This is a genomic window from Streptomyces sp. CGMCC 4.7035, assembly GCF_031583065.1.
Lineage (GTDB): Bacteria > Actinomycetota > Actinomycetes > Streptomycetales > Streptomycetaceae > Streptomyces > Streptomyces yaanensis.
The window spans coordinates 6,721,926-6,743,774 of the sequence record NZ_CP134053.1; the positions used below are offsets into that span (position 1 = coordinate 6,721,926).

General features: G+C 71.1%; 16 protein-coding genes and 1 pseudogene. 8 read left to right on the plus strand and 9 right to left on the minus strand.

Going from position 1 to position 21,849, the window contains the following annotated elements; translation table 11 throughout:
• Nucleotides 1-85 precede the first annotated feature (85 nt).
• Nucleotides 86-1,264: a PP2C family protein-serine/threonine phosphatase gene (locus Q2K21_RS29575; RefSeq protein WP_310776958.1), complete on the minus strand. Its 1,179-nt coding sequence runs from the start codon at nucleotides 1,262-1,264 to the stop codon at nucleotides 86-88.
• A 149-nt stretch (nucleotides 1,265-1,413) separates the two neighbouring features.
• Here Q2K21_RS29575 and Q2K21_RS29580 point away from each other — a divergent pair, with 149 nt between their 5' ends.
• Entirely contained in the window at nucleotides 1,414-2,643 is a 1,230-nt protein-coding gene (locus tag Q2K21_RS29580) for a GNAT family N-acetyltransferase (RefSeq protein ID WP_310776961.1), read from the plus strand.
• An 87-nt stretch (nucleotides 2,644-2,730) separates the two neighbouring features.
• Here Q2K21_RS29580 and Q2K21_RS29585 read toward each other — a convergent pair whose 3' ends face one another.
• Nucleotides 2,731-3,540, minus strand: a complete 810-nt coding sequence (locus Q2K21_RS29585) for an Fpg/Nei family DNA glycosylase (protein WP_310776963.1) — start codon at nucleotides 3,538-3,540, stop codon at nucleotides 2,731-2,733.
• A gap of 87 nt (nucleotides 3,541-3,627) precedes the next feature.
• The gene (locus Q2K21_RS29590) at nucleotides 3,628-4,113 is read right to left on the minus strand and encodes a ribose-5-phosphate isomerase (RefSeq protein ID WP_310776967.1); all 486 of its coding nucleotides are present in this window, start codon (nucleotides 4,111-4,113) and stop codon (nucleotides 3,628-3,630) included.
• Nucleotides 4,114-4,244: 131 nt separating this feature from the next.
• On the opposite strand from Q2K21_RS29590, the pseudogene Q2K21_RS29595 reads away from it, so the two are divergent.
• Nucleotides 4,245-5,213 (plus strand): annotated as a pseudogene (locus Q2K21_RS29595) (FAD-binding protein).
• Here Q2K21_RS29595 and Q2K21_RS29600 read toward each other — a convergent pair.
• Nucleotides 5,200-5,781 (minus strand): biotin transporter BioY, encoded by a 582-nt coding sequence (locus Q2K21_RS29600; RefSeq protein ID WP_310776970.1) that lies wholly within the window; start codon nucleotides 5,779-5,781, stop codon nucleotides 5,200-5,202. The pseudogene Q2K21_RS29595 and the gene Q2K21_RS29600 sit on opposite strands and share 14 nt — an antisense overlap.
• A gap of 430 nt (nucleotides 5,782-6,211) precedes the next feature.
• Here Q2K21_RS29600 and Q2K21_RS29605 point away from each other — a divergent pair, with 430 nt between their 5' ends.
• A complete protein-coding gene (locus Q2K21_RS29605; RefSeq protein WP_310776973.1) occupies nucleotides 6,212-7,591 on the plus strand; it encodes an amino acid permease in 1,380 nt (459 codons plus the stop codon).
• A gap of 265 nt (nucleotides 7,592-7,856) precedes the next feature.
• Here the strand turns inward: Q2K21_RS29605 and Q2K21_RS29610 are convergent, their stop codons facing one another.
• Nucleotides 7,857-8,519 carry a DsbA family protein gene (locus Q2K21_RS29610; RefSeq protein WP_310776975.1) on the minus strand — a complete coding sequence of 221 codons (663 nt, stop codon included), beginning with the start codon at nucleotides 8,517-8,519 and terminating at the stop codon, nucleotides 7,857-7,859.
• A gap of 136 nt (nucleotides 8,520-8,655) precedes the next feature.
• Between Q2K21_RS29610 and pepN the strand changes: the two genes are divergently transcribed.
• Nucleotides 8,656-11,232 carry an aminopeptidase N gene (gene pepN / locus Q2K21_RS29615; RefSeq protein WP_310776978.1) on the plus strand — a complete coding sequence of 859 codons (2,577 nt, stop codon included), beginning with the start codon at nucleotides 8,656-8,658 and terminating at the stop codon, nucleotides 11,230-11,232.
• Nucleotides 11,233-11,451: 219 nt separating this feature from the next.
• The gene (locus Q2K21_RS29620; RefSeq protein WP_310776981.1) at nucleotides 11,452-12,516 is read left to right on the plus strand and encodes a hypothetical protein; all 1,065 of its coding nucleotides are present in this window, start codon (nucleotides 11,452-11,454) and stop codon (nucleotides 12,514-12,516) included.
• A gap of 123 nt (nucleotides 12,517-12,639) precedes the next feature.
• Here the strand turns inward: Q2K21_RS29620 and Q2K21_RS29625 are convergent, their stop codons facing one another.
• On the minus strand, nucleotides 12,640-13,839 hold the full coding sequence (locus Q2K21_RS29625) for a glycosyltransferase (protein WP_310781316.1): 1,200 nt from the start codon (nucleotides 13,837-13,839) through the stop codon (nucleotides 12,640-12,642).
• A gap of 208 nt (nucleotides 13,840-14,047) precedes the next feature.
• Between Q2K21_RS29625 and Q2K21_RS29630 the strand changes: the two genes are divergently transcribed.
• Nucleotides 14,048-14,659, plus strand: a complete 612-nt coding sequence (locus Q2K21_RS29630) for a GNAT family N-acetyltransferase (protein ID WP_310776983.1) — start codon at nucleotides 14,048-14,050, stop codon at nucleotides 14,657-14,659.
• Nucleotides 14,660-14,692: 33 nt separating this feature from the next.
• Here Q2K21_RS29630 and Q2K21_RS29635 read toward each other — a convergent pair whose 3' ends face one another.
• Nucleotides 14,693-15,151 (minus strand): NUDIX hydrolase, encoded by a 459-nt coding sequence (locus Q2K21_RS29635; protein WP_310776986.1) that lies wholly within the window; start codon nucleotides 15,149-15,151, stop codon nucleotides 14,693-14,695.
• 368 nt (nucleotides 15,152-15,519) lie between these two features.
• On the opposite strand from Q2K21_RS29635, the gene Q2K21_RS29645 reads away from it, so the two are divergent.
• Entirely contained in the window at nucleotides 15,520-18,825 is a 3,306-nt protein-coding gene (locus Q2K21_RS29645; RefSeq protein WP_310776990.1) for a S8 family serine peptidase, read from the plus strand.
• A gap of 143 nt (nucleotides 18,826-18,968) precedes the next feature.
• Here Q2K21_RS29645 and Q2K21_RS29650 read toward each other — a convergent pair whose 3' ends face one another.
• Together Q2K21_RS29650 and Q2K21_RS29655 are read right to left on the minus strand one after the other, a co-directional pair.
• On the minus strand, nucleotides 18,969-19,793 hold the full coding sequence (locus Q2K21_RS29650; RefSeq protein ID WP_310776993.1) for a hypothetical protein: 825 nt from the start codon (nucleotides 19,791-19,793) through the stop codon (nucleotides 18,969-18,971).
• 1 nt (nucleotide 19,794) lies between these two features.
• Entirely contained in the window at nucleotides 19,795-20,334 is a 540-nt protein-coding gene (locus Q2K21_RS29655; RefSeq protein ID WP_310776995.1) for an RNA polymerase sigma factor, read from the minus strand.
• Between the two features lie 453 nt (nucleotides 20,335-20,787).
• Here Q2K21_RS29655 and Q2K21_RS29660 point away from each other — a divergent pair, with 453 nt between their 5' ends.
• Nucleotides 20,788-21,804, plus strand: coding sequence for an aspartate-semialdehyde dehydrogenase (locus Q2K21_RS29660; protein WP_310776999.1), 1,017 nt, complete (start codon nucleotides 20,788-20,790; stop codon nucleotides 21,802-21,804).
• The last annotated feature ends 45 nt before the right edge of the window (nucleotides 21,805-21,849 follow it).

Sequence of the window (21,849 nt, forward strand, 5' to 3'; positions counted from 1 at the left end):
CCGGACCTTTCGGCCGGTTCTGCCCCTGGTCCTTTGGGCGAGTTCTCCCCCGGCTTCGACAAGTTCCCCTGCCGGTCGGACCGGCTCAGCGGGTTGCCTGGGCCGTCGGGCCGTCCCTGGAGATCAGCAACAGGGCCCGGTCGTCGTTCACATCCTTGGCCACCGCCTCGATGAGGTGCCAGGCCGCGCCGTGGAAGCCGCCGGCCACATAGCGGTCGGCCTCGCCCGTGAGGCGGTCGATGCCCTCGACGATGTCCCGTTCGGACGTCTCGACCAGGCCGTCCGTGAACAGCATCAGGACATCACCGGGACGCAACACGCCCTTCACGGAGTCGAACTGGGCGCCGTCATAGACCCCGAGGAGCGGTCCGTCCGCCGCCTTCTCCTCCCAGCGGCCGCTGCCCGCGCTGAGCTGGAGCCCCGGCGGATGTCCGGCCGAGTAGAGCTCGTAGTCACCCGATTCGAGGTCGAGGACCAGATGGATGGAGGTCGCGAAACCCTCGTCCCAGTCCTGGCGGAGCAGATAGCCGTTGGCCGCAGGCAGGAACGCGTGCGGTGGAAGCGATCCCAGCAGTCCGCCGAACGCCCCGGACAGCAGCAGGGCGCGCGATCCCGCGTCCATGCCCTTGCCCGAGACGTCCGTCAGGACAACCTCCAGCGTGCGGCCCCCGTTCGTCCGGGCCGCCACGACGAAGTCGCCCGAGAACGACTGGCCGCCCGCCGGTCTGAGCGCCATCTCGCGGTGCCAGCCCAGCGGCAGCTTCGGCAACTTGCTCTGGACGCGGATGCGTTCGCGCAGGTCGAAGAGCATGGTCCCGCCGCGCCGCCACGGCACCCCGACCCGGCTGCGGAACTGCGCGATCAGCAGCCCGAAGAACCCGCAGGCCGCGACCACGAGCACGACGCCCGGGGTGACCCGGGACGGCCCTTCGGTGTACGGGCCGAGTTTGACGGACTCGATGATCAGCGCGGTGGCGGCAGCGGCGTAGAGACCGAGCAGGCTGGAGGGCCGCAACAGCACGCCGCCCGCCACGATCGGCAGGACCAGGACGGCCGGTGAGCACCACACGGGATCGACCAGGGTGGTCGCCGCGATCACGGGGATCATCAGCATCAGACCGGCCAGCGCGATCCAGTCCGAGCCGTCGCCGCGGAAGTAGTCCACGGCGGATCTGCGCACACCCGTACGGGCCCGGTGCCACTGCTTCTTACACCGGGCCGTGAACGTCTCGGCTTCCGCGCGCCGCTCTCGTCCTGCTGCCATTGTTCCGGACCTTATCCATCGGACCTGTCCCTTGGCACGGGAGGTCCCACTTGTCCCCCCTCCGAGCGCTGAACTTCACACGAACCCTGCTCCCGTAACCCCGGAGAAATCCCCTCGCTCGTCCCGCATTGCCCTGGTAGGCATGGCTCATGACGACGGACCTACGCGTATTGCGGCAGGACGAGTGGAACGGCTGGTACGACAGCCTTCTCCGGGCCTTCGGCGGAGTGGACGAATCAACCGAAGAACGTGAACTCTGGAACGAGCTCACTGAATTCGATCGATTCCTGGGCGTATGGGATGAAGGCGGATGCGTGGGCACGGCAGGTGCGTTCCGTTTCCGCGTCACCGTCCCCGGCGGCGCCTCGGTCCCCGCGGCGGGCATCACGATGGTGACCGTCGCGGCCACGCACCGCCGGCGCGGGGTACTGACGTCGATGATGCGCCGGCAGCTGGACGACATCCGCTCCTGGGGCGAGCCGCTCGCGGTGCTGACCGCGACCGAACCCGCGATCTACGGCCGGTTCGGTTACGGCGTCGGCACGTTCCAGGTGAACGCCGAGATCGACACCAGCCGCGTGCACCTGTCCGTTCCGGACGGCACGGATGACGTACGCCTGCGGTATGCGGCGCCCGCCGACGTCCTCGACGCGTGCGAGAAGGTCTACGCACGGCTGGTGCCGCGGCGGCCGGGCATGCTGGCGCGGCAGCCGGGCTGGGAGCGGCTGGCGCTGCTCGATCCGCCGGGCGAGCGGGACGGGGCGTCGGCGCTGCAGTGCGTGGTCGCCGAGCGGGACGGCGAGATCACGGGGTACGCCCGCTATCGGACCAAGCTCGGCTGGGGCGTCACCGGACACGACGGAAACGTGACCCTCAACGATCTGGCGGCGCTCGACCCGGCGACCGAGGCGGCGCTGTGGCGCTTCTTGTTCGGCATCGACCTGATGACGACGCTGACCGTGCGCGCACGGCCGGCCGACGACGCCTGGCAGCACCTGGTGTCCGACATCCGGCGCTGCCGGCCGCGGCCGCGGGATTCGCTGTACGTGCGTCTCGTCGATGTCGGCGCGGCGCTGGAGGCGCGGACGTACCAGGCGCCGGTGGACGTGGTGTTCGAGGTCGAGGACGCGTTCTGTCCCTGGAACGCGGGGCGTTGGCGGCTCACCGGGGACGCGAAGGGCGCGTCCTGCGCCCGTACGACGGACATGGCCGATCTCGTGCTGTCCGTACGGGAGTTGGGATCCGCGTATCTGGGCGGGGTGTCGCTCACGGCGCTGGCGGCGGCCGGTCGGGTGCGGGAGCTGCGGCAGGGGGCACTGGCGGAGGCGGCGACGGCGTTCGGCTCGGCGGTGGCGCCGTGGCTGCCGCACGGCTTCTAGATCCCTGGATTTCCCGCCTCTTCCCCCCGGCCCACGGGTGTCCGGAGCCTCCAGGTCCTGTCGGCGTCCTCTCGGCGTCCTGTCTGCCTAGGACCTCTGGCAGCCCGGGCACCAGAAGAGATTGCGGGCGGCGAGATCGGCGGTGCGGATCTCGCCGCCGCAGATGTGACAGGGCAGGGTCGCCCTGCGGTACACGTACACCTCGCCACCGTGATCGTCGACGCGCGGCGGGCGGCCCATGGCCTCGGGGGTGTGTTCGGGGCGGACGGTGTCGATGCGGTTGTTCCGGACGCCCTCGCGCATCAGGTCGACCAGGTCGGCCCAGATCGCGTCCCACTCGGCCGGGGTGATGTCCTTGCCCGGGCGGTACGGGTCGATGCCGTGCCGGAAGAGGACCTCGGCGCGGTAGACGTTGCCGACGCCGGCGATGACCTTCTGGTCCATGAGCAGGGCGGCGACGGTGGTACGGCTGCGGGAGACACGGCGGTACGCGGCCATGGGGTCGGCGTCGCCGCGCAGCGGGTCGGGGCCGAGGCGGCCGTGTATGGCGGCCTTCTCGTCGTCGGTGATCAGCGCGCAGGTGGTGGGGCCACGGAGGTCGACGTACGAGGTCGGGTTCGCGAGGCGCAGGCGGACCGTGTCGGTGGGCGGGGGCGCGGGGGCGTCGCCGAAGGCGACCTTGCCGAACAGGCCGAGGTGGATATGCACCCACTCGCTGCCGCGGAAGCCCAGGAAGAGATGCTTGCCGTGGGCGTCGGCGGTGTGCAGCTCGGCCCCGTCGAGGAGGGCGGCGGCGTCGGCGAACTTGCCCTGGGGGCTGCGGACGGTGACGGCGCCGCCGGCGAACCGCGCGGCGTAGTCCTTGGCCAGCCGGTGAATGGTGTGCCCTTCTGGCACGGTTGCCCTACCTCCGGGTGAACTCCGGGCTCCTGGTGCATGTCACAAGGTGGGTCCCTGGGGGGCGAGGCCCCCCAGCGGCCGAGCTCAGCCCTGCGGGTGGTGGGGAGGGATCGGCGGCAGCTCACCCGTCGTCTCGTACGACGACAGCATGTCGATGCGCCGGATGTGTCGCTCATCGCCCGAGAACGGCGTGTTCAGGAACGTCTCCACGAACTTCGTCGCCTCCTCCTGCGTGTGCATCCGCGCACCCACGGCAACGACGTTGGCGTTGTTGTGCTGCCGGCCGAGCGACGCCGTCTCCTCGCTCCATGCGAGGGCCGCCCGCACGCCCTTCACCTTGTTCGCGGCGATCTGCTCACCGTTGCCGGAGCCGCCGATCACGATGCCGAGCGAGTCGGAGTCAGCCGCCGTACGCTCCGCCGCGCGGAGGCAGAACGGCGGGTAGTCGTCCTGGGCGTCGTAGATGTGGGGCCCGCAGTCGACGGGCTCGTGGCCGGCTGCTTTGAGCCACTCGACGAGGTGGTTCTTCAGTTCGAAGCCTGCATGGTCGGAGCCGAGATACACGCGCATGGTCCGAGTGTGTCACGCCTGTCACGAATCGGCTTCGCGGGGTGTCGCCCGCGAAAAGAGTGAGCGACCCTACCCCGAAGTCGGCCGAAAACCTGACGGTGGATGTCAGGTTATGCGGCAACGCTGTTCCCATGGACATCGTGGAGAACACCGCAGACCGGCGACAGCTCGTCCTCCGCCCCGGGGACCCGTCCTACGACGACGAGCTGGCCGGTTTCCAGACCGGTTTCACCCAGCGGCCCGCCGTGGTCTTCGCCGCCTCCTCGACGCGGGACGTGGCCGACGCGGTGGCGTACGCGGCCGAGCGGGGGCTTCCGGTCGGCGTCCACGCCACCGGGCACGGGCTGCCGGGCGACCACGAGGGCGGCGTCCTCATCACGACGAAGCGCATGGACCGGATCACCGTGGACCCCGGGGCCCGTACCGTGCGCGTGCAGGCGGGCGTGCGCTGGGGACAGGTCGTGGCGGCGGCCGAGCCGTACGGGCTGGCCCCCTAATGGGGGTACCTCCCACGCGTTAAGCAGTGGGGGAGGCTCCGCGCCGAGCGTGGGGGCCGTCTCGTACACGCTGAGCGGCGGACTCGGCATCCTGGCCCGCGAGTTCGGGTACGCGGCCGACCATGTGCGCTCCCTTGAGGTCGTCACCGCGGACGCCCGGCCGCGCACCGTCACCCGTGCCTCGGACCCCGAGTTGTACTGGGCCCTGCTCGGCGGCGGCCACGCGAGCTGGACGTCGAGGCCGTCGCCGGGCTGTCGGAGCGCATCGGACCGGACGCGCCGCACATGTGCGTGCTGCAGATCAACCACCTCGGTGGCGCGTTGGCGAAGGACGCCCCCAACTCCGTACCGCACCGCGAAGGACGTTTCCTGCTGCGGCTGCTGACGGTGGGCGACCGCGAGGTCGCGCGGGCGGTGCTCGACCCGGCGTTCGCTCAGGTCGCGCCGTGGACGATCGGACGCGCGCTCAACTTCGCGTTCGGGGCGGGGGACCGTACGGAGGGGCTGTACGACGCCGATACGCGAAAGAGGCTCGCCGGGCTGAAGTCGCAGTACGACCCGGCGAACCTCTTCCGCAGGAACTACAACGTCACCGCTTGTTGACGAGCTTCCAGGCGGTGGGCAGCAGGCCCATCGCCAGGGCCGCCTTCAGGGCGTCGCCGATCAGGAACGGGGTGAGCCCGGCCGCGATCGCGGCGGAGGCCGACATGCCGGTGGCGAAGGCCAGGTACGGGACGCCGACCGCGTAGATGATCGCCTCGCCCAGCAGCATCGCACCGGCCGTGCGCAGCACCGAGCGGTCGGCGCCGCGGCGGGCCAGGGCGCCCACGACGGTGGAGGCGAGGATCATGCCGAGGATGTAGCCGAAGGAGGGAGCGGCCGCACCGGAGGCGCCGCCCGCGAACCACGGCACGCCCACGACACCGGCCAGCGCGTACAGGGCAAGCGACAGGAAGCCGCGGCCGGCGCCGAGCGAGGTGCCCACGAGCAGGGCCGCGAAGGTCTGTCCGGTCACCGGCACCGGGGAGCCCGGAACGGGCACCGAGATCTGCGCGGCGAGCCCGGTGAGCACGGCGCCGCCGAGCACGAGGGCGACGTCACGGACGCGGGACGCGGGCAGCAGGTCGGCGAGGACCTCGCCGGGGCGGGCGGTGGCGGTGGCGGTGCTCATGGGAACTCACTCCGGCGATGGGGCGGCTTGGGACACCGTGACGCTATCCCAGGGCCCCTGAGCCGATCACCGTCAGCGCTCGACAAAGGGCGGAACGGCGACTTGGTGGGCTTCGCACAAAGGTTGCCGGTTACACATGGTGCGGCGTGATGCCGGTCACTGAGGTGGCGTGGATTTCTGTGCGGACATGGAGAGTTCGGCGACTGTAGGGTTTCACCAAAGGGATTTGACCGCTTGCTGCTCTGCGGGGCCGTCCGACCAAAAGGATCAGGCCGCCCCGTGCGCCCCGTTCACGCCAGTCGCCGAGTGACCGTGCCCTCGCACTCCGTAGGACGCACGTCCGGATAGTGGGCGGCCTCTCCGTGTGAGCGGCGGGGACGCTCAGACTATGGGCGCTTTTGCCCCTCTATCGCACTGGACGAGTCGCGCCATGCCCAGCAGCACCACAGTCGAGACGCCGCCCACACCGGATGCCTCCCTCTCCCACGGCCTCAAGCAGCGCCACCTGTCGATGATCGCCCTCGGCGGCGTGATCGGCGCGGGCCTCTTCGTCGGCTCCGGCGCCGGCATCGCCGCCGCCGGTCCCTCGATCGTGATCGCCTACGCCGTCTCCGGACTGCTCGTGATGCTGGTGATGCGGATGCTCGGCGAGATGTCGGCCGCCCATCCATCGACGGGCTCCTTCTCCGCGCACGCCGAACGGGCGATCGGCCCCTGGGCGGGCTTCACCGCGGGCTGGTCCTTCTGGGTGCTGCTGTGCACGGCCGTCGGCCTGGAGGGCATCGGCGCCGCGAAGATCGTCACGGGCTGGCTGCCGGGGACGCCGGAGTGGGCGTGGGTGGCGCTGTTCATGGTGGTCTTCTGCGGCGCGAACCTGGCCGCCGTGAAGAACTTCGGCGAGTTCGAGTTCTGGTTCGCGGCGCTGAAGGTCGGCGCGATCACCCTGTTCCTGGTCCTCGGCGTACTGGCGATCGCCGGCGTCCTGCCCGGCACCGACTCCCCCGGCACCTCGAACCTCACCGACCTCCTGCCGCACGGCAGCGAGGGGCTTGTCATCGGCCTGCTCGCGTCGATCTTCGCGTACGGCGGTCTGGAGACCGTCACCATCGCCGCGGCCGAGTCCGAGAACCCGGTCAAGGGCGTGGCGAGCGCCGTCCGTACGGCGATGTGGCGCATCGCGCTCTTCTACATCGGCTCGATGGCGGTCATCGTCACGCTCGTCCCCTGGGACTCGAAGGAGGTCGTCGAGAAGGGCCCCTACGTCGCCGCCCTCGACCACCTCGGCATCCCGGGCGCCGGGCAGCTGATGAACGTGGTCGTGGTGGTCGCGCTGCTGTCCGCGATGAACGCCAACATCTACGGCTCCTCGCGCATCGCGTACTCGCTGGTGGAGCGCGGCCAGGGCCCCAAGGCGCTGGGCAGGGTCTCCGGAGGCGTCCCGCGGATCGCCGTGCTGGCCTCGTCCGTCTTCGGGTTCGTGTGCGTCGTCCTCAGCTACTGGCGGCCGAACGACGTCTTCCCCTGGCTGCTGAACATGATCGGCGCGGTGGTCCTGGTCGTCTGGGCCTTCATCGCGGTCTCGCAGCTGCGGCTGCGCCGCCGGCTGGAGCGGGAGACGCCCGAGAAGCTGGTCGTCCGGATGTGGGCGTTCCCGGTGCTGACGTGGGTCGCGCTGGCGGGCATGGCGGCCATCTTCGTACTGATGGCGCGGCAGCCGGACACGCGCGTGCAGCTGTACTCGACCGGCGGCATGTCGCTGTTCCTGGCGGGCGTCGGCTACGCCTGGCAGCGGGCGCGCGCACGCCACTGAACAGTGGTCTCACAGCCGGGCGGTTCACGGGACACCGCCCGGCTGCGCCATGTGCCGGGGGCCGACCGACGCCGACGAGGGTACGAAGCGTGCTGCCGGTGATCGTCTTCTCATCGTTCCACCGGGCAGGCGGACAAGAGGAAGACCGCCGCGAGGACGTGGCTCGCGGTGGTCTTCCGGTAGCGCAGCCTCCGGGGGATGGTGGCGTGAGCGCGGCACGGCGGGCTGCCGGGTCCGGACGAACCGGCAGCCCGCGCCGGGCGCCCTACAGGTTGCTGAAGTCCGGCCCCTGCGTACGGGTGCGCTTGATCTCGTAGAAGCCCGGGACCGAGGCGACCGCCAGGGTGCCGTCCCACAGCTTCGCGGCGTCCTCGCCCTTGGGAGCCGGGGTGACCACCGGGCCGAAGAAGGCGACCTGCTCGCCGTCGGCGCCCGGGACCGCGATCACCGGCGTGCCCACCTCCTGGCCGACCTTCTCGATGCCCTCCTTGTGCGAGGCACGCAGCTCGGCGTCGAACTCGAAGTTCTCCTGGTCGGCGTAGTCGATCAGGTCGGCCGGAAGCCCGACCTCCGCCAGCGCCGCCGCGATCGCCTCCAGCGTCGGGCCCTCGCCCTGGTTGTGGAAGCGGGTGCCGAGCGCGGTGTACAGGGGGCCGAGGACGTCCGCGCCGTGCTTCTGCCAGGCCGCGGTCACCACGCGGACCGGCTTCCACGCCTTGGTGGCCAGCATCTCCCGGTACTCCTCGGGCAGCTGGTCGAGCTTGTCCTCGTTGAGCACGGCGAGGCTCATGATGTGCCAGCGGATCTCGATGTCCCGGACCTTCTCCACTTCCAGGACCCAGCGGGAGGTCATCCAGGCCCAGGGGCACAGCGGGTCGAACCAGAAGTCGACGGGGGTCTTGCCGGAAGCGGTCACGGTTTCGGACATGACTCTCCTAGAGAAGCGGTCGTTTACCGAGCAACAACAGACGACGCCGACGCCATTCCCGGGTGTCTCATGTCAGGGGCACATGGGAGGATCGGCCCTGTTCGCCCCACCCAGCCGACCTTAGGGAGTGCCGCCCGTGCCCGGTGAGAACCTGTCCCGCGACGAGGCCCAGGAGCGGGCCGCGCTGCTGTCCGTCGACGGGTACGACGTGTCGCTCGACCTGCGTTCGGCGGTGGGCGACGCCCCCGGCACCGGGCCGCGCACGTTCCGCTCGGTCACCACGATCCGCTTCCGCTGCGCCGAGCCGGGCGCCGCGAGCTTCGCCGACCTGATCGCCCCGAGCGTCACCGCGGTCTCGCTCAACGGCAGGGACCTCGACCCGAGTGAGGTCTTCGACGGCAGCCGCATCCAGCTGGAGGACCTGGCCGCCGAGAACGAGCTGGTCGTCGACGCCCAGTGCGCCTACTCCCGCACCGGCGAGGGCATGCACCGCTTCGTCGACCCGGAGGACGGCGAGGTGTACCTGTACACGCAGTACGAGCCCGCCGACTCGCGTCGCGTCTTCGCGAACTTCGAGCAGCCGGACCTCAAGGCTCCCTTCCGCTTCGAGGTCCGCACCCCCGAGGGCTGGACGGCGTGGAGCAACGGCGCCGGCGAACTGGTCGACGGCGTGTGGAAGTTCGCCGAGACCAAGCCCATCTCGACGTACATCACGGCGGTCGTCGCCGGCCCGTACCACTACGTCACGGACACCTACACCCGCGCCTTCGACGACGGTACGACCCTGGAGATCCCCCTCGGCGCGATGTGCCGCAAGGGCCTGGCCAGGCACTTCGACGCGGACGACGTCTTCCTGATCACCAAGCAGGGCCTGGACTTCTTCCACGACCGCTTCGACTACCCCTACCCCTTCGGGAAGTACGACCAGGCGTTCGTGCCGGAGTACAACCTGGGCGCGATGGAGAACCCGGGGATGGTCACCTTCCGCGAGGAGTACATCTTCCGCGGCAAGGTCACGCAGGCGTCGTACGAGCGCCGGGCCAATGTGATCCTGCACGAGATGGCGCACATGTGGTTCGGCGACCTGGTGACCATGGTGTGGTGGGACGACCTGTGGCTGAAGGAGTCCTTCGCGGACTTCATGGGCTCGTTCTCGCTGGTGGAGGCGACCCGCTTCACGAGCGGCTGGATCACCTTCGCCAACAACCGCAAGGCGTGGGCGTACCGCGCCGACCAGCTGCCGTCCACGCACCCCATCACGGCGGACATCCGTGACCTGGAGGACGCCAAGCTCAACTTCGACGGCATCACGTACGCCAAGGGCGCGTCCGTGCTCAAGCAGCTGGTGGCCTACGTCGGCCGGGACGCGTTCCTGGAGGGCGCGCGCCGCTACTTCAAGCGGAACGCGTACGGCAACACGCGCCTCGGCGATCTGCTGTCGGTCCTGGAGGAGACGAGCGGCCGGGACATGGCGGCCTGGGCGCGGTCCTGGCTCCAGACGGCGGGCGTCAACTCGCTCACTCCGCAGGTGCTGCTCGGCGAGGACGGCCGGGTCGCCGAGCTGTCCGTGCTCCAGGAGGCGGCGGAGTCGCATCCTGAGCTGCGTCCGCACCGGGTCGCGGTGGGCCTGTACCGCCGCGAGGCGGGCGCGCTCACGCGGTACGCACGCGCCGAGGTGGACGTGCACGGTCCGCGCACGGTGGTCGGCGAACTGGCGGGAGTGGATGCCCCGGATCTGGTCCTGGTCAACGACGACGACCTCACGTACTGCAAGATCCGTTTCGACGACACGTCGTTGGAGACCCTGAAGGGCCATCTCGGCGACATCACCGACCCGCTGGCGCGGGCGCTGTGCTGGTCGGCGCTGTGGAACCTGACCCGGGACGCGCTGCTGCCGGCGCGGGACTTCGTCGACCTGGTGCTGCGGTTCGCCGGCCGCGAGTCCGACATCGGCGTGCTCCAGATGCTGCACACCTGGGCGAACTCGGCGCTGACGTACTACGCGGCGCCCGCATGGCGCGAGAGCGGCGGGCGACTGCTCGCTCAGGGCGCGCTGCGCGAGCTGCGGCAGGCGGAGCCGGGCAGCCAGCACCAGCTGACGTGGGCGCGGTTCTTCGCGACGACGGCCTCCCGTGAGGACGATCTGCGGTTGCTGCGGGATCTGCTGGAGGGCACGGAGAAGATCGACGGCCTGGACGTGGACCAGGAGCTGCGCTGGGCGTTCCTGGAGCCGCTGACCTCGCACGGGGCGGCCGACGAGGCGGTGCTCGCGGCGGAACTCGCCCGCGACGACACGGCCTCCGGCAAGCGCCACCAGGTCCGCTGCCTGGCCGCGCGCCCCTCTGCGGCGGTCAAGGCGCAGGCCTGGGCGCAGGTCGTCGAGTCGGACACGCTGTCGAACGCGCTCGTCGAGGCGACCATCGCGGGCTTCGTGCAGCCCTCGCAGCGGGAGCTGCTCGCGCCGTACACGGAGAAGTACTTCGCGGCGATCGAGCGGGTGTGGGCGGAGCGGTCCATCCAGATCGGGATGGACGTGGTGAGGGGCCTGTTCCCCTCCCTCCAGGACTCGCCGGAGACGCTGGACGCGACGGACGCGTGGCTCGCCGCCCACGAGGACGCGCCGCCGGCGCTGCGGAGGCTGGTACTTGAGGCACGCGACGACCTGGCGCGCACCCTGCGGGGGCAGACGTGCGACGCGGAGGCGGCGGTTTAGCGGGAGGGGGCGGGCGGTGTCCGGCGGGGCTCCGCCCCGGACCTGTGGAACGACGGTTACGAAATACGAGTATCCGAACCCGTAACTCGTCCCTCCCCCCGTCCGGACCAGCCCCTTTCGGCACTCGAACGCGCGTACTTTAGCGCTATCTTGTCCGCATTTGCCGACAGATGTGTAACAGCGGTTAGGGGACGGGTCGGACGCGGGAACTCCCGGGGCATGACCCACAACACCCCGCTCTCCCCCCGCCCCCTCCGCCATCTGTCCGACGTACGGCGCCGGGTGGTGACCACGGCCCGGCTGCGCGCCCAGGGTGTGACGGCCGCCGAGACGAACGAACGGTGCCGGCCCGGCGGCCCGTGGCAGCAGTTCCTCCCGGGCGTGTACCTGCTGCACCCCGGCCCACCGACCTCCGAGGAGCGCCTGCACGCCGTGTTGCTGTACGCGGCGCGCTCCTCGCTCGGCGACGCGGCCCCCGCGGTACCGGCCCAGCCACGCGCGGACGGCCCGCACGCCCCGCTGCCCTACACGGACGCGATGATCACGGGCCTGGCCGCGCTGAACCTGCACGGCTTCTCCTCCGCCCCCGTGCTGCCGTCGCTGGAGCAGATCGACGTCCTGGTCCCGCGGCTGCGCCGGCTGCGCAGCGTCGGCAGCGCGCGAGTGATCCGCACTGCGTCGCTGCCCGCCCCGCGCCTGGTGACCGGCCTGCCCGTCGCACCGGTTCCGCGCGCCCTGGCCGACGCGGTGGCGCAGCTGCCGGACGCGGACGCGGTACGCCGCCTGCTGACCGAGGCGGTACGCGGCGGCCACTGCGAACCGGCTTCGGTGGTAAGGGAGTTGAACCAGGCGAAGCTGCTGAGCCGCCCGCACGTGGTGGACGCGGTGGACTCGCTCCTGGCGGAGAGCCGGGCGATCGCGGAAGACCGCCTGTACCGGATGGTGCACGAGTACGGCCTGCCCGACCCGGTCTGGAACGTGGACCTGAGGCTCCCCGGCGGCCCCTACCTCGGGGGTCTGGACGCGTACTGGCCGGAGCAGGCGGTGGCGGTGGAACTGGACACCCGCGCCCCGCGCCATGGCGTCCGGGAGGACGACGACGCGCTGTGGTCGGAGTACGCCCGCAAGCGGGAGCACCTGGAGGGGCTGGGCATCACGGTCGTCCACATCACCCCGAAGAAGCTCCGGGAGGCGCTGGAGCAACAGGCGACGGTGGTGCGCACGGCGTTGATGGCGTCGGCCGACCGGGAACCGGCCGCGTATGTCGTGGTGCTGCCCCGTTGACGGACCGGGGCGGCACCAGGAGGGGAGAGGAGGGGCCGCCGGACTCACGTCCGGCGGTCCCTCCTCGTGCGACCGGCGGTCACGTCGGGCCGCGTGATCGCCTGCCGGGGCGGGCACACGCCGTCACGGTCGGAACGGCTCCGGCAGGGGCTGCCTGACCGCCTCCGCGTGGACGCGGTCGATGAGCGCGGCGTACGAGGCGATCATGCGGGTGCGGCTGAAGCGTTCGCGGCTGCCGGCGAGGACGGGTGCGAGGTCGGCGCGGGCGGCGACGGCGTCGTCCCAGGCCGATGCGATCGCGTCGGGGTCCGGCGGGGTGACGAAGCCGTGCCCGGACACGATCGCCGCGCTGTCGCCCACGTCGGTGGCGACCGGAACGGCCCCGCACATCATGCCCTCGATCAGGCACAGCGGCGCCGCCTCGCCCCAGGCGGAGGTCAGTGCGACCACGTCGGCGGCCGCGTAGACGTTCTCCATGTCACGCCGCACCCCCAGCAGGTGCAGCCGGTCCGCGAGGCGCGCATCGTCCCCGAACGCGGCCTCGATGTCGGCGCGCAGCCCCGGCTGGTCCTCCGTCATCCCCGAGCCGCACATCAGCACGTGCCCGGCGGGCTCGCGCCGCAGCCAGGCCCGCGCGGCGCGCAGGAACAGGGGGACGTTCTTCATCGCGTCGTACCGGGCCGCGAAGACGACCACCGGCGCCTGGTCCGGGATGCCGAGCGCCGCCCGCAGCCGAACCCGCCGCGCGGGGTCGGGCCGGAAGCGCAGCAGGTCCACGCCATTGGGGATGACGTGCAGCAGCCCGGCCGGAATCCCGGCGGCCTCGTAGGCGGCCCGGGTCGACTCGGCGCAGCAGACACAGGCCACCACGGTGCCGTCGGCGATGGCGGCCTTCAGCTCGTCGAGCGCACCGCCCTGGTTCTCCGGGTCCGAGCGGTGCAGGCTGACCACGACCGGGCGACGCGGCAGGCCCCTCTGGTTGAGCAGCCCGAGCGGCTGCTCCTTGAGCGACAGGATGACGTCGGCGCCCGCCATCGCCCTGGCCGTCTCCGCCAGCTCCGGCCCGGTGAAGACCGCCGGGTCACCGGCCGCGTCCTCGGGCAGGCCGTAGGTGCGGCCCAGAGACGTGACCTGCACGCCGGCCGCGGTCAGCGACCGGTAGCAGGCGTCGTCCCGCATCGGCTGACGGGTGGCCTCACGGAGCACCTCGCCGTGGACGCTCAGCACACGGTGATGCTGCCCGCCTTCCTGTAGTCCCAGAACGACGTCGCTGTGGAGAATCCGGGCTCCGCCGGTAAAAAAGCCCTCGTAGACCGAGAGCACGCGCAGTTCGTGCCTCACGCGCACAACCACCCGCCTTGCACAAATATCGAACCATCCCCGTGAACAGCGGGTTGTCCGATATGAGGCGGCACAGACGTTTCATACAGATGAACGGCAGGTCTCATGTCCGGGTCGGATGGGTTTACGCCGTGATTCCATGCCCTGGAAATCGATGGCCCTGGTGCGGTCCTGGTGTGACCATGACCGGATGACCGAGCCGAACGAGCCGATCACCGAGCCGATGACCGGGCGGTTGACCGAACCGATCACCGCCACGATCACGACGGCCGACGGGCGGCCGTTCGCCGTCCGGGAGGCCGGACCCGAGGACGAGCCGGGCGTCCTGGCGCTCTTCGAGGCGAGCACCGCCTACTTCGAGGCGGCCACCGGCCTTCCCTCGGGCCCCGCCGATCTGCAGAGCCTGTACTACAGCCTGCCCCCGGGCGCCGACTGGCAGGACAAGCGGATCCTGGTCGTCACCGAGGACACCGGCGGTCCGGTGGCCGGGATCATCGACGCGGTCCTGCGCTTCCCGACCCCGGACGCGTGCGCGGTCGGTCTGTTCCTGCTGCATCCGGGGCTGTGGGGGACGCGGGTGGGCCCGGCGGTCGCCGGCGCTCTCCTGGCCCGGGCGACCGCGTCAGGCATCTCCCGCGTGACGGCGACGGTGCCGGCGGGCTGGGACCGGGGCCACCGCTTCCTCGCCTCGCTGTCCTTCCGCTTCACGGACCCGCCGGCCCCGGCCGGCCCGACCACGGCGAACCGCTCGACGGGCCCACGCGAGCCGGCCGTGGAGAGGGCGGAGCTGGTCATCCGCTGAAGCCGGCGTCGGCGTTTCGGCCCGGTACGGAACTCATCCCTCGGGGCGCGTGAACCGGCCCGCCGCGGGGCGCTGCCGCCACAGCGCGAGCCCGGCGTCGACGAGCCCGACTCGCGTCAGCCCGGGCACGGCGGACAGGTCCTGCCAGGCCGCGAGGTCCGTGGAGCCGCCGACCTCGTTGCGGAGTTCGCCGCCGACGACCCGCCCCTCGTAGAGAAGCCGGACGCCGTGGTGGTCGACGGTGCGGCCGAAGCCGCGGCGGAAGTGATGGCGGCGGGAGTCCACGCCGAGCAGCCCGGTGAGCTCGATGCGGTAGCCGGTCTCCTCCTCCACCTCCCGCACGACGGTGTCGTAGGGGTCCTCGCCGTGTTCCATGCCACCGCCCGGCAGCATCCACTCGGGTGTGCCGTCGGGGGCGGGACCGCGGGCGAGCAGGAGCTGATCGTCGCGGACGCAGATGGCGTAGGCCGCCACCCTCAACTTTTTGCGCACAGTGGGACGTTAACCCGGAACGGCACCCACCGCTGGTGCTCCACGGCGACGGTGTGCGACAACCGCGCGAAGGCGTCCCGTCACTGCGCGCGAACCCGCGGGGACCGCACACCCCGGACTACGCGCGTAGGAGGACGGTCGACTCTCGGGAATGTCCCGACCTGAGCCGTTAAGTCCCCGATGACGTATGGCGGGATCACGCCATGACTCCATCCCGCCCCGGTCAACTCTCCCCAAACATCTGTCCCTTGGGTAAAGCTGAGCGGTCATCCGGACCCGAAATCCGGACGACCGCGACCAGGACCGATACCGATCCATCGTCGGGTCCCGGCCGCACCACTTCGTTCCTTTACCTACAAGGGATGCCGATGACCACCGACCCTCACCGCGCCCCGATATCGGGCGCGAGACGCGTGGCCCGGATAGCCGTCGCCACGGCTGTCGTGGCCGCGCTCTCCGCGGCCGGGCCGATACCCCTGGCCTTCTCCGCGAACCACCCGTCCGCCGACGCCGATCCCGCCGTCAAGTCGGCGAGTGCCAAGCTGGGTTCGGACGACGCCGACCTGCTCGCCGAGGCCAAGGCCGACGGCGCCAAGAACGTCACGATGATGATCGCCACCGCCCCCGGGCAGACCGAGCAGGTCGCCGAGGAGCTGGACGCGGTCAAGGGCGGCTCCGTGGGCCGCACGTACGACAAGCTCGGCTACGTCCGCGCCACGGTCCCGACGGCCAAGGCCGACGCGGCCATCGCCGCCGCCACGAAGCTGTCCTCCGTTCACGGCATCGACCTGCGGCAGGAGATCCAGCTCGACGACCCGACCCCGGCCGCGGACACCGCAGCGGGCACCAAGTCCGACGCGGCCACGACCACTTACTCGGGTCCGAGCAAGAACACCCCCGCCGAGAACCCGTACAACCCGTCCTTCGAGACGGGCGCCGTCGACTTCGTCAAGGACCACCCGAAGGCGGACGGCCGCGGCATCACCATCGGCATCCTCGACTCCGGTGTGGACCTCGGCCACCCGGCGCTGCAGAAGACCACGACCGGCGAGCGCAAGATCGTCGACTGGGTGACCGCGACCGACCCGATCGTGGACAGCGACGCGACCTGGCGCCCCATGGTCACCGCGGTCTCCGGCCCCACCTTCACCTACGGCGGCCAGACCTGGACGGCGCCGACGGGCTCGTACGAGATCAGCACCTTCAAGGAGTCCGCGACCACCGGCGGCGACGAGAAGGGCGACCTGAACCGCGACGGCGACACCACCGACAGCTGGGGCGTCCTGTACGACCCGGCGGCCGGCACGGTCACGCTGGACCTGAACAACAACCACGACTTCTCCGACGACACGCCGATGAAGCCGTACAAGGACGGCTACCAGATCGGCTACTTCGGCACGGACAACCCGTCCACCGACGTCGTCGAGCGCGTGCCGTTCGTCGTGCAGATCCGCAAGGACGTCCCGATGGACCCCTACGGCGGGTCCTGGGTCGGCAAGAAGGCCGACTTCGTCAACATCGGCGTCATCGAGTCCGAGCACGGCACCCACGTCGCCGGCATCACCTCCGCGAACGGCCTGTTCGGCGGCAAGATGAACGGCGCGGCCCCGGGCGCGAAGATCGTCTCGTCCCGCGCCTGCACCTGGACCGGCGGCTGCACCAACGTCGCGCTCACCGAGGGCATGATCGACCTCGTCGTCAACCGTGGCGTCGACATCGTCAACATGTCCATCGGCGGCCTGCCGGCGCTCAACGACGGCAACAACGCGCGCTCCGAGCTGTACACGCGCCTCATCGACACCTACGGCGTCCAGCTGGTGATCTCCGCGGGCAACTCCGGCCCCGGTGCCAACACCATCGGCGACCCCGGCCTCGCGGACAAGGTGATCTCGGTCGGCGCGGGCATCTCCAAGGCGACCTGGGCCGCCAACTACGGCTCGCAGGTGGAGAAGAAGTACGCGCTGCTGCCCTTCTCCTCGCGCGGCCCGCGTGAGGACGGCGGCTTCACGCCGACCCTCGTCGCGCCCGGCGCCGCGATCAACACCACCCAGACCTGGCTGCCGGGGTCCCCGGTCGCCGAGGCGGGCTACTCGCTGCCGGCCGGCTACTCGATGCTCCAGGGCACCTCGATGGCGTCCCCGCAGGCCGCGGGCGCCTCGGCGCTGCTGCTGTCGGCCGCCAAGCAGAAGGGCATCGACCTGACGCCCGCGAAGCTGCGCACGGCGCTGACCTCGACCGCCCACCACATCAAGGGTGTTCAGGCGTACGAGGAGGGCGCGGGCCGTATCGACATCGTCGACGCCTGGGACGCGATCCGCGACGACGCCACCTCCCACGACTACACGGTCAAGGCCCCGGTCGACACCGCGATCGACTTCGCGCTCAAGACCCCGGGCTTCGGCACGGGCCTGTACGACCGCGAGGGCGGCCTCAAGGCGGGCGAGAAGAAGATGTACGACGTCACGATCACGCGTACGTCCGGCCCGGACAAGGCGGTCCGCCACGAGCTGTACTTCGAGAACAACTACGCCCACACCTTCAAGATCGTCGGCTCCGACGAGGTGAAGCTGCCGCTGAACCAGCCGGTGACCGTCAAGGTCCAGGCCTCTCCCAAGGCCGCGGGCCTCAAGAGCGCGATCCTGGAGGTCGACGACCCGAAGACCGAGGGCGTCGACAAGCAGATCCTGACCACGGTCGTGGTGTCGACCCCGGTCAAGTACACCTACTCGGCATCGAGTTCGGTGCAGCGCAACAGCTCGCAGTCGTACTTCCTGACCGTGCCCGAGGGCGCCAAGTCGCTGGAGGTCGCGATCGGCGGGCTGAAGGACAAGAGCCAGACCCGGTTCATCGCGATCCACCCGTACGGCACTCCGGTGGACAACACCTCGACGCCGTACTGCTACAACAACTACCTCGACGGCAACGGCTGCAAGCCCGACGTGCGCTCGTACGCGGACCCGCAGGCCGGTGTCTGGGAGGTCGAGGTCGAGTCGCGCCGTACGTCGCCGCTGCTCGACAACCCGTACAAGCTGGACGTCACCGTGCTCGGCGCGGCCTTCGACCCGGAGACCGTGACCGTGCCCGAGGCCAAGGTCGGCACCCCGGCCACCGCCTCCTGGAAGGTGACGAACAAGTACGCGGCGCTGGACGGCAAGCTGGCCGGCGGCGCGCTGGGCTCCTCGAAGTCGGCCCGGCCGACCATCAAGGGCGGCGAGACGCAGACCAGCACGGTCGAGGTGCCCGCGGGCGCCACGTCGCTGGACGTCGTCATCGGCAACGTCTCCGACACGGCCGCCGACCTCGACCTGACGGTGAAGGACGCGGCCGGCAACCAGGTCGGGCAGTCCGCGGACGGCGACTCCGAGGAGGCGGTGCACATCGCCTCTCCGGCCGCCGGTACGTACACCATCGAGGTCGCGGGCTACTCGGTCCCGTCCGGCTCGACGGCGTACGACTACCAGGACGTGTTCTTCTCCTCCGCGCTCGGCCAGGTCACGGTCGACGCGTCTCCGGTGAAGCTCGGCACGGGTGACTCCGCGACGGTGTCCGGCACGGTCACCGCGGCGGGCGCCGCTCCCGAGGGCCGGGAGTTCTTCGGCCAGGTCCAGCTGGTGAACGCGCGCGGCACGGTCGCGGGCATCGGCAGCGTGAAGATCGAGAAGGTCACGCCGTAACGGGTGACGGCTGTGGTGGGCGGGCGTCCGTTGGTACCAGTGGGCGCCCGCCCTTCTTTCACGCTCGTGCGCACCACGGCGCGCACGCGTCGTCCCGCGCCACGGCGTGCGCCCGTCGCCCTCCTCTACGGCGTGCCCTGGCTCTACGGCGTGCACTGGGTCGTACGGGACGCCGGCAGGGCAGCGAGGATCGCGGCGCGCTCGCGCGCGATATCCGCCTCCGCGGTGGTCCAGCGGTCCGGGACCGCCGAGCCGCGCGGGATCCCGATCAGGGCGCGCTCGCCCTTGCCGAGCAGTGGGTCGCTGTCCTGGTCCATGAGGAAGGTGACCTCGGCCTTGCCGGTGCCGGGTTTGTAGTACCGGTCGACGGCCATCGTGATCCGGTACCGGGTGCTGCCGGACACGCGCCGAACGTCGCTCACCCTGCCCTCCACGACGAGCCGGGCGCAGGCGAGGTACCCGGCCTCGCTGCTCTTGGCCTCCCCCGCACCGGTGTCGGCCGCCTTCGAGGCCGCACTGTCGTCGACCCCGCGCCCGCTCTGCGCGACGAGCCATCCCGACCCGACGACCGCGGCGGCCATGACGGCCGCCACGAGGACGCCGAGGCCGAACCGGGCACCCCGGCGGCGCGACCGCTTCCCGGCCGGTCGAGGGAACGCGACGGACTCGGGCCGCGGCTCGGGCCCGGGCAGTGGCTTGGGCCCGGGCAGTGGCTTGGGCCCGGGCAGTGGCTTGGGCCCGGGCAGTGGCTTGGGCAGTGGCTCGGGCCCGGGCAGTGGTTCCGGCTCCGGTTCCGGCCCCGCCAGCGCCTCCGCGATGATCGCCAGCTGTTCGCGCAGCAGCGCCACGTCGGCCCTCGCCGCCCGGTGCTCGGCCAGGAACGCGGCATCGGCGTGCGCTCCTTCCGGCAGCGGCTCGCCGGTGATCGCAGCCATCAGCGCGTCGACGCCGTCGTACTCCGCGGCCACGTCACACCACCTCGTCCTCGTGCAGACGGTCGCGCAGCGCGCGGACCGCCGAGTGGAGCCTGCTCTTGACCGTGCCCTCCGGGATGCCGAGCTCCTCCGCGATCCCCCGGACCGGCAGATCGGCGTAGAAGCGCAGGACGAGGACCTGGCGCTGGGCGTCGGGCAGGTCGTCCAGACCCTGGGCGACGGCCAGCGAGAGCACCCGGGAGTCCTCGCCGGAGGGGTGTTCCAGCTGCCGCAGGGAGGCGAGCCGCTCCCCCAGCCGCTCCTGGCGGCGCTTGGCCCGGTGCCAGTCCATCGCCAGGTTGGAGGCGACGACCGCCGCCCACGCGGACACGTCGCGCGGCGCCTCGCGTCCGCTCGCGGCCCGCTCCAGCAACCGCAGGCGGACCTGCTGCACCCCGTCCGGCAGGTCCGCCTGCGGCACTCCGCCGAGTGCGAGCACCGCCCGCACCCGCCGTTCCTGGGCCGCGTCCAGGGGGTCGTCCACCACGTGGTCCGCCCCCGCCCCGCGGCGGGCCATTCTGCGCAGCACAGCCACCCCTCCCCTTGCGCGTTTCCTCTACGACGCGGGAGGGGGCCGAAACGTTCGGACGACTTCTGGGAGATTCGGACGGCTTCCGGGAGATCTTCGGAGAGATCTTCCGGGGGACGTGCCGGGAGACGTTCCGGAAGATCTTTCGGGGGACGTGCCGGGAGACCCTCCGGAAGACGTTCCGGGATACGCGGCAGAGGCATACGTCACACCGCCGCGTGGGCCGGGAGGCGGTGGGCAGGCAGGGGGCAGCACAGCTTGCGGCGCGGGGCGCCCACCGGGTGAATTTCTCCAGCTCAGGGGGATGGACGCCGGATGGCCGCAACCGGCGGCCCGGCCGTCACGTCCCACTCCTCGGGCACACGGGACAAAGAATTGGCAGGCGGGCCGGGGTCGGCCGCATGATGGAAAAGCCTCGGCCAGGCAACACGCACGTAAAGAGACGTAGAGGGAGTCGCCGTGAGGGTCGGAATCGTCGGAGCCACCGGTCAGGTCGGCACGGTCATGCGCAGGATCCTCGTGGAGCGGAACTTCCCGGTCGACGAGCTGCGTCTGTTCGCCTCGGCCCGTTCGGCGGGGACGGTCCTGGACGGCGTGACGGTGGAGGACGCGGCGACGGCCGACTACACCGGCCTGGACATCGTGGTGTTCTCGGCGGGCGGCGCCACCTCGAAGGCGCTGGCCGAGAAGGTCGCCTCGCAGGGCGCCGTCGTGATCGACAACTCCTCCGCCTGGCGCAAGGACCCGGATGTACCGCTGGTCGTGTCCGAGGTGAACCCGCACGCGATCGCGAACCGCCCCAAGGGCATCATCGCCAACCCGAACTGCACGACGATGGCCGCGATGCCGGTGCTCAAGCCGCTGCACGCGGAGGCGGGCCTTGAGACGCTGGTCGTGGCGACGTACCAGGCGGTGTCCGGCTCGGGCCTCGCGGGCGTCGCGGAGCTGCACGGCCAGGCCCAGAAGGTGGTCGCCGACGCCGACAAGCTGACCCACGACGGCGAGGCGGTCGACTTCCCCGAGCCGAACGTCTACAAGCGCCCGATCGCCTTCAACGTCGTCCCCCTCGCGGGCAACCTCGTCGACGACGGCCTGGGCGAGACCGACGAGGAGCAGAAGCTCCGCAACGAGTCCCGCAAGATCCTGGAGATCCCCGGGCTGAAGGTCTCCGGCACCTGCGTCCGCGTCCCGGTCTTCTCCGGCCACTCCCTCCAGGTCAACGCCCGCTTCGCCCGCCCGATCAGCCCGGAGCGCGCCCAGGAGCTCCTCGCCGACGCCCCCGGTGTCGTCCTCACCGACATCCCGACCCCGCTCCAGGCGGCCGGCAAGGACCCGTCGTACGTGGGCCGCATCCGCCAGGACGAGACGGTGGAGCACGGCCTGGCCCTGTTCATCTCCAACGACAACCTGCGCAAGGGCGCGGCCCTGAACGCGGTGCAGATCGCGGAGCTGGTGGCGGCCGAGCTGAGCGAGTAAGGACCACGCCGAAGGGGCGCCCACCGCTGCCGGTGGGCGCCCCTT

Bases quoted from the DNA above. Each gene is read 5' to 3' on its own strand.
- Q2K21_RS29600 (WP_310776970.1), bottom strand. From the start codon at position 5,781: ATGAGCACCGCCACCGCCACCGCCCGCCCCGGCGAGGTCCTCGCCGAC.
- Q2K21_RS29610 (WP_310776975.1), bottom strand. From the start codon at position 8,519: ATGTCCGAAACCGTGACCGCTTCCGGCAAGACCCCCGTCGACTTCTGG.
- Q2K21_RS29590 (WP_310776967.1), bottom strand. From the start codon at position 4,113: ATGCGCGTGTATCTCGGCTCCGACCATGCAGGCTTCGAACTGAAGAAC.
- Q2K21_RS29580 (WP_310776961.1), top strand. From the start codon at position 1,414: ATGACGACGGACCTACGCGTATTGCGGCAGGACGAGTGGAACGGCTGG.
- Q2K21_RS29645 (WP_310776990.1), top strand. From the start codon at position 15,520: ATGACCACCGACCCTCACCGCGCCCCGATATCGGGCGCGAGACGCGTG.
- Q2K21_RS29630 (WP_310776983.1), top strand. From the start codon at position 14,048: ATGACCGAGCCGAACGAGCCGATCACCGAGCCGATGACCGGGCGGTTG.
- Q2K21_RS29620 (WP_310776981.1), top strand. From the start codon at position 11,452: ATGACCCACAACACCCCGCTCTCCCCCCGCCCCCTCCGCCATCTGTCC.
- Q2K21_RS29605 (WP_310776973.1), top strand. From the start codon at position 6,212: ATGCCCAGCAGCACCACAGTCGAGACGCCGCCCACACCGGATGCCTCC.
- Q2K21_RS29575 (WP_310776958.1), bottom strand. From the start codon at position 1,264: ATGGCAGCAGGACGAGAGCGGCGCGCGGAAGCCGAGACGTTCACGGCC.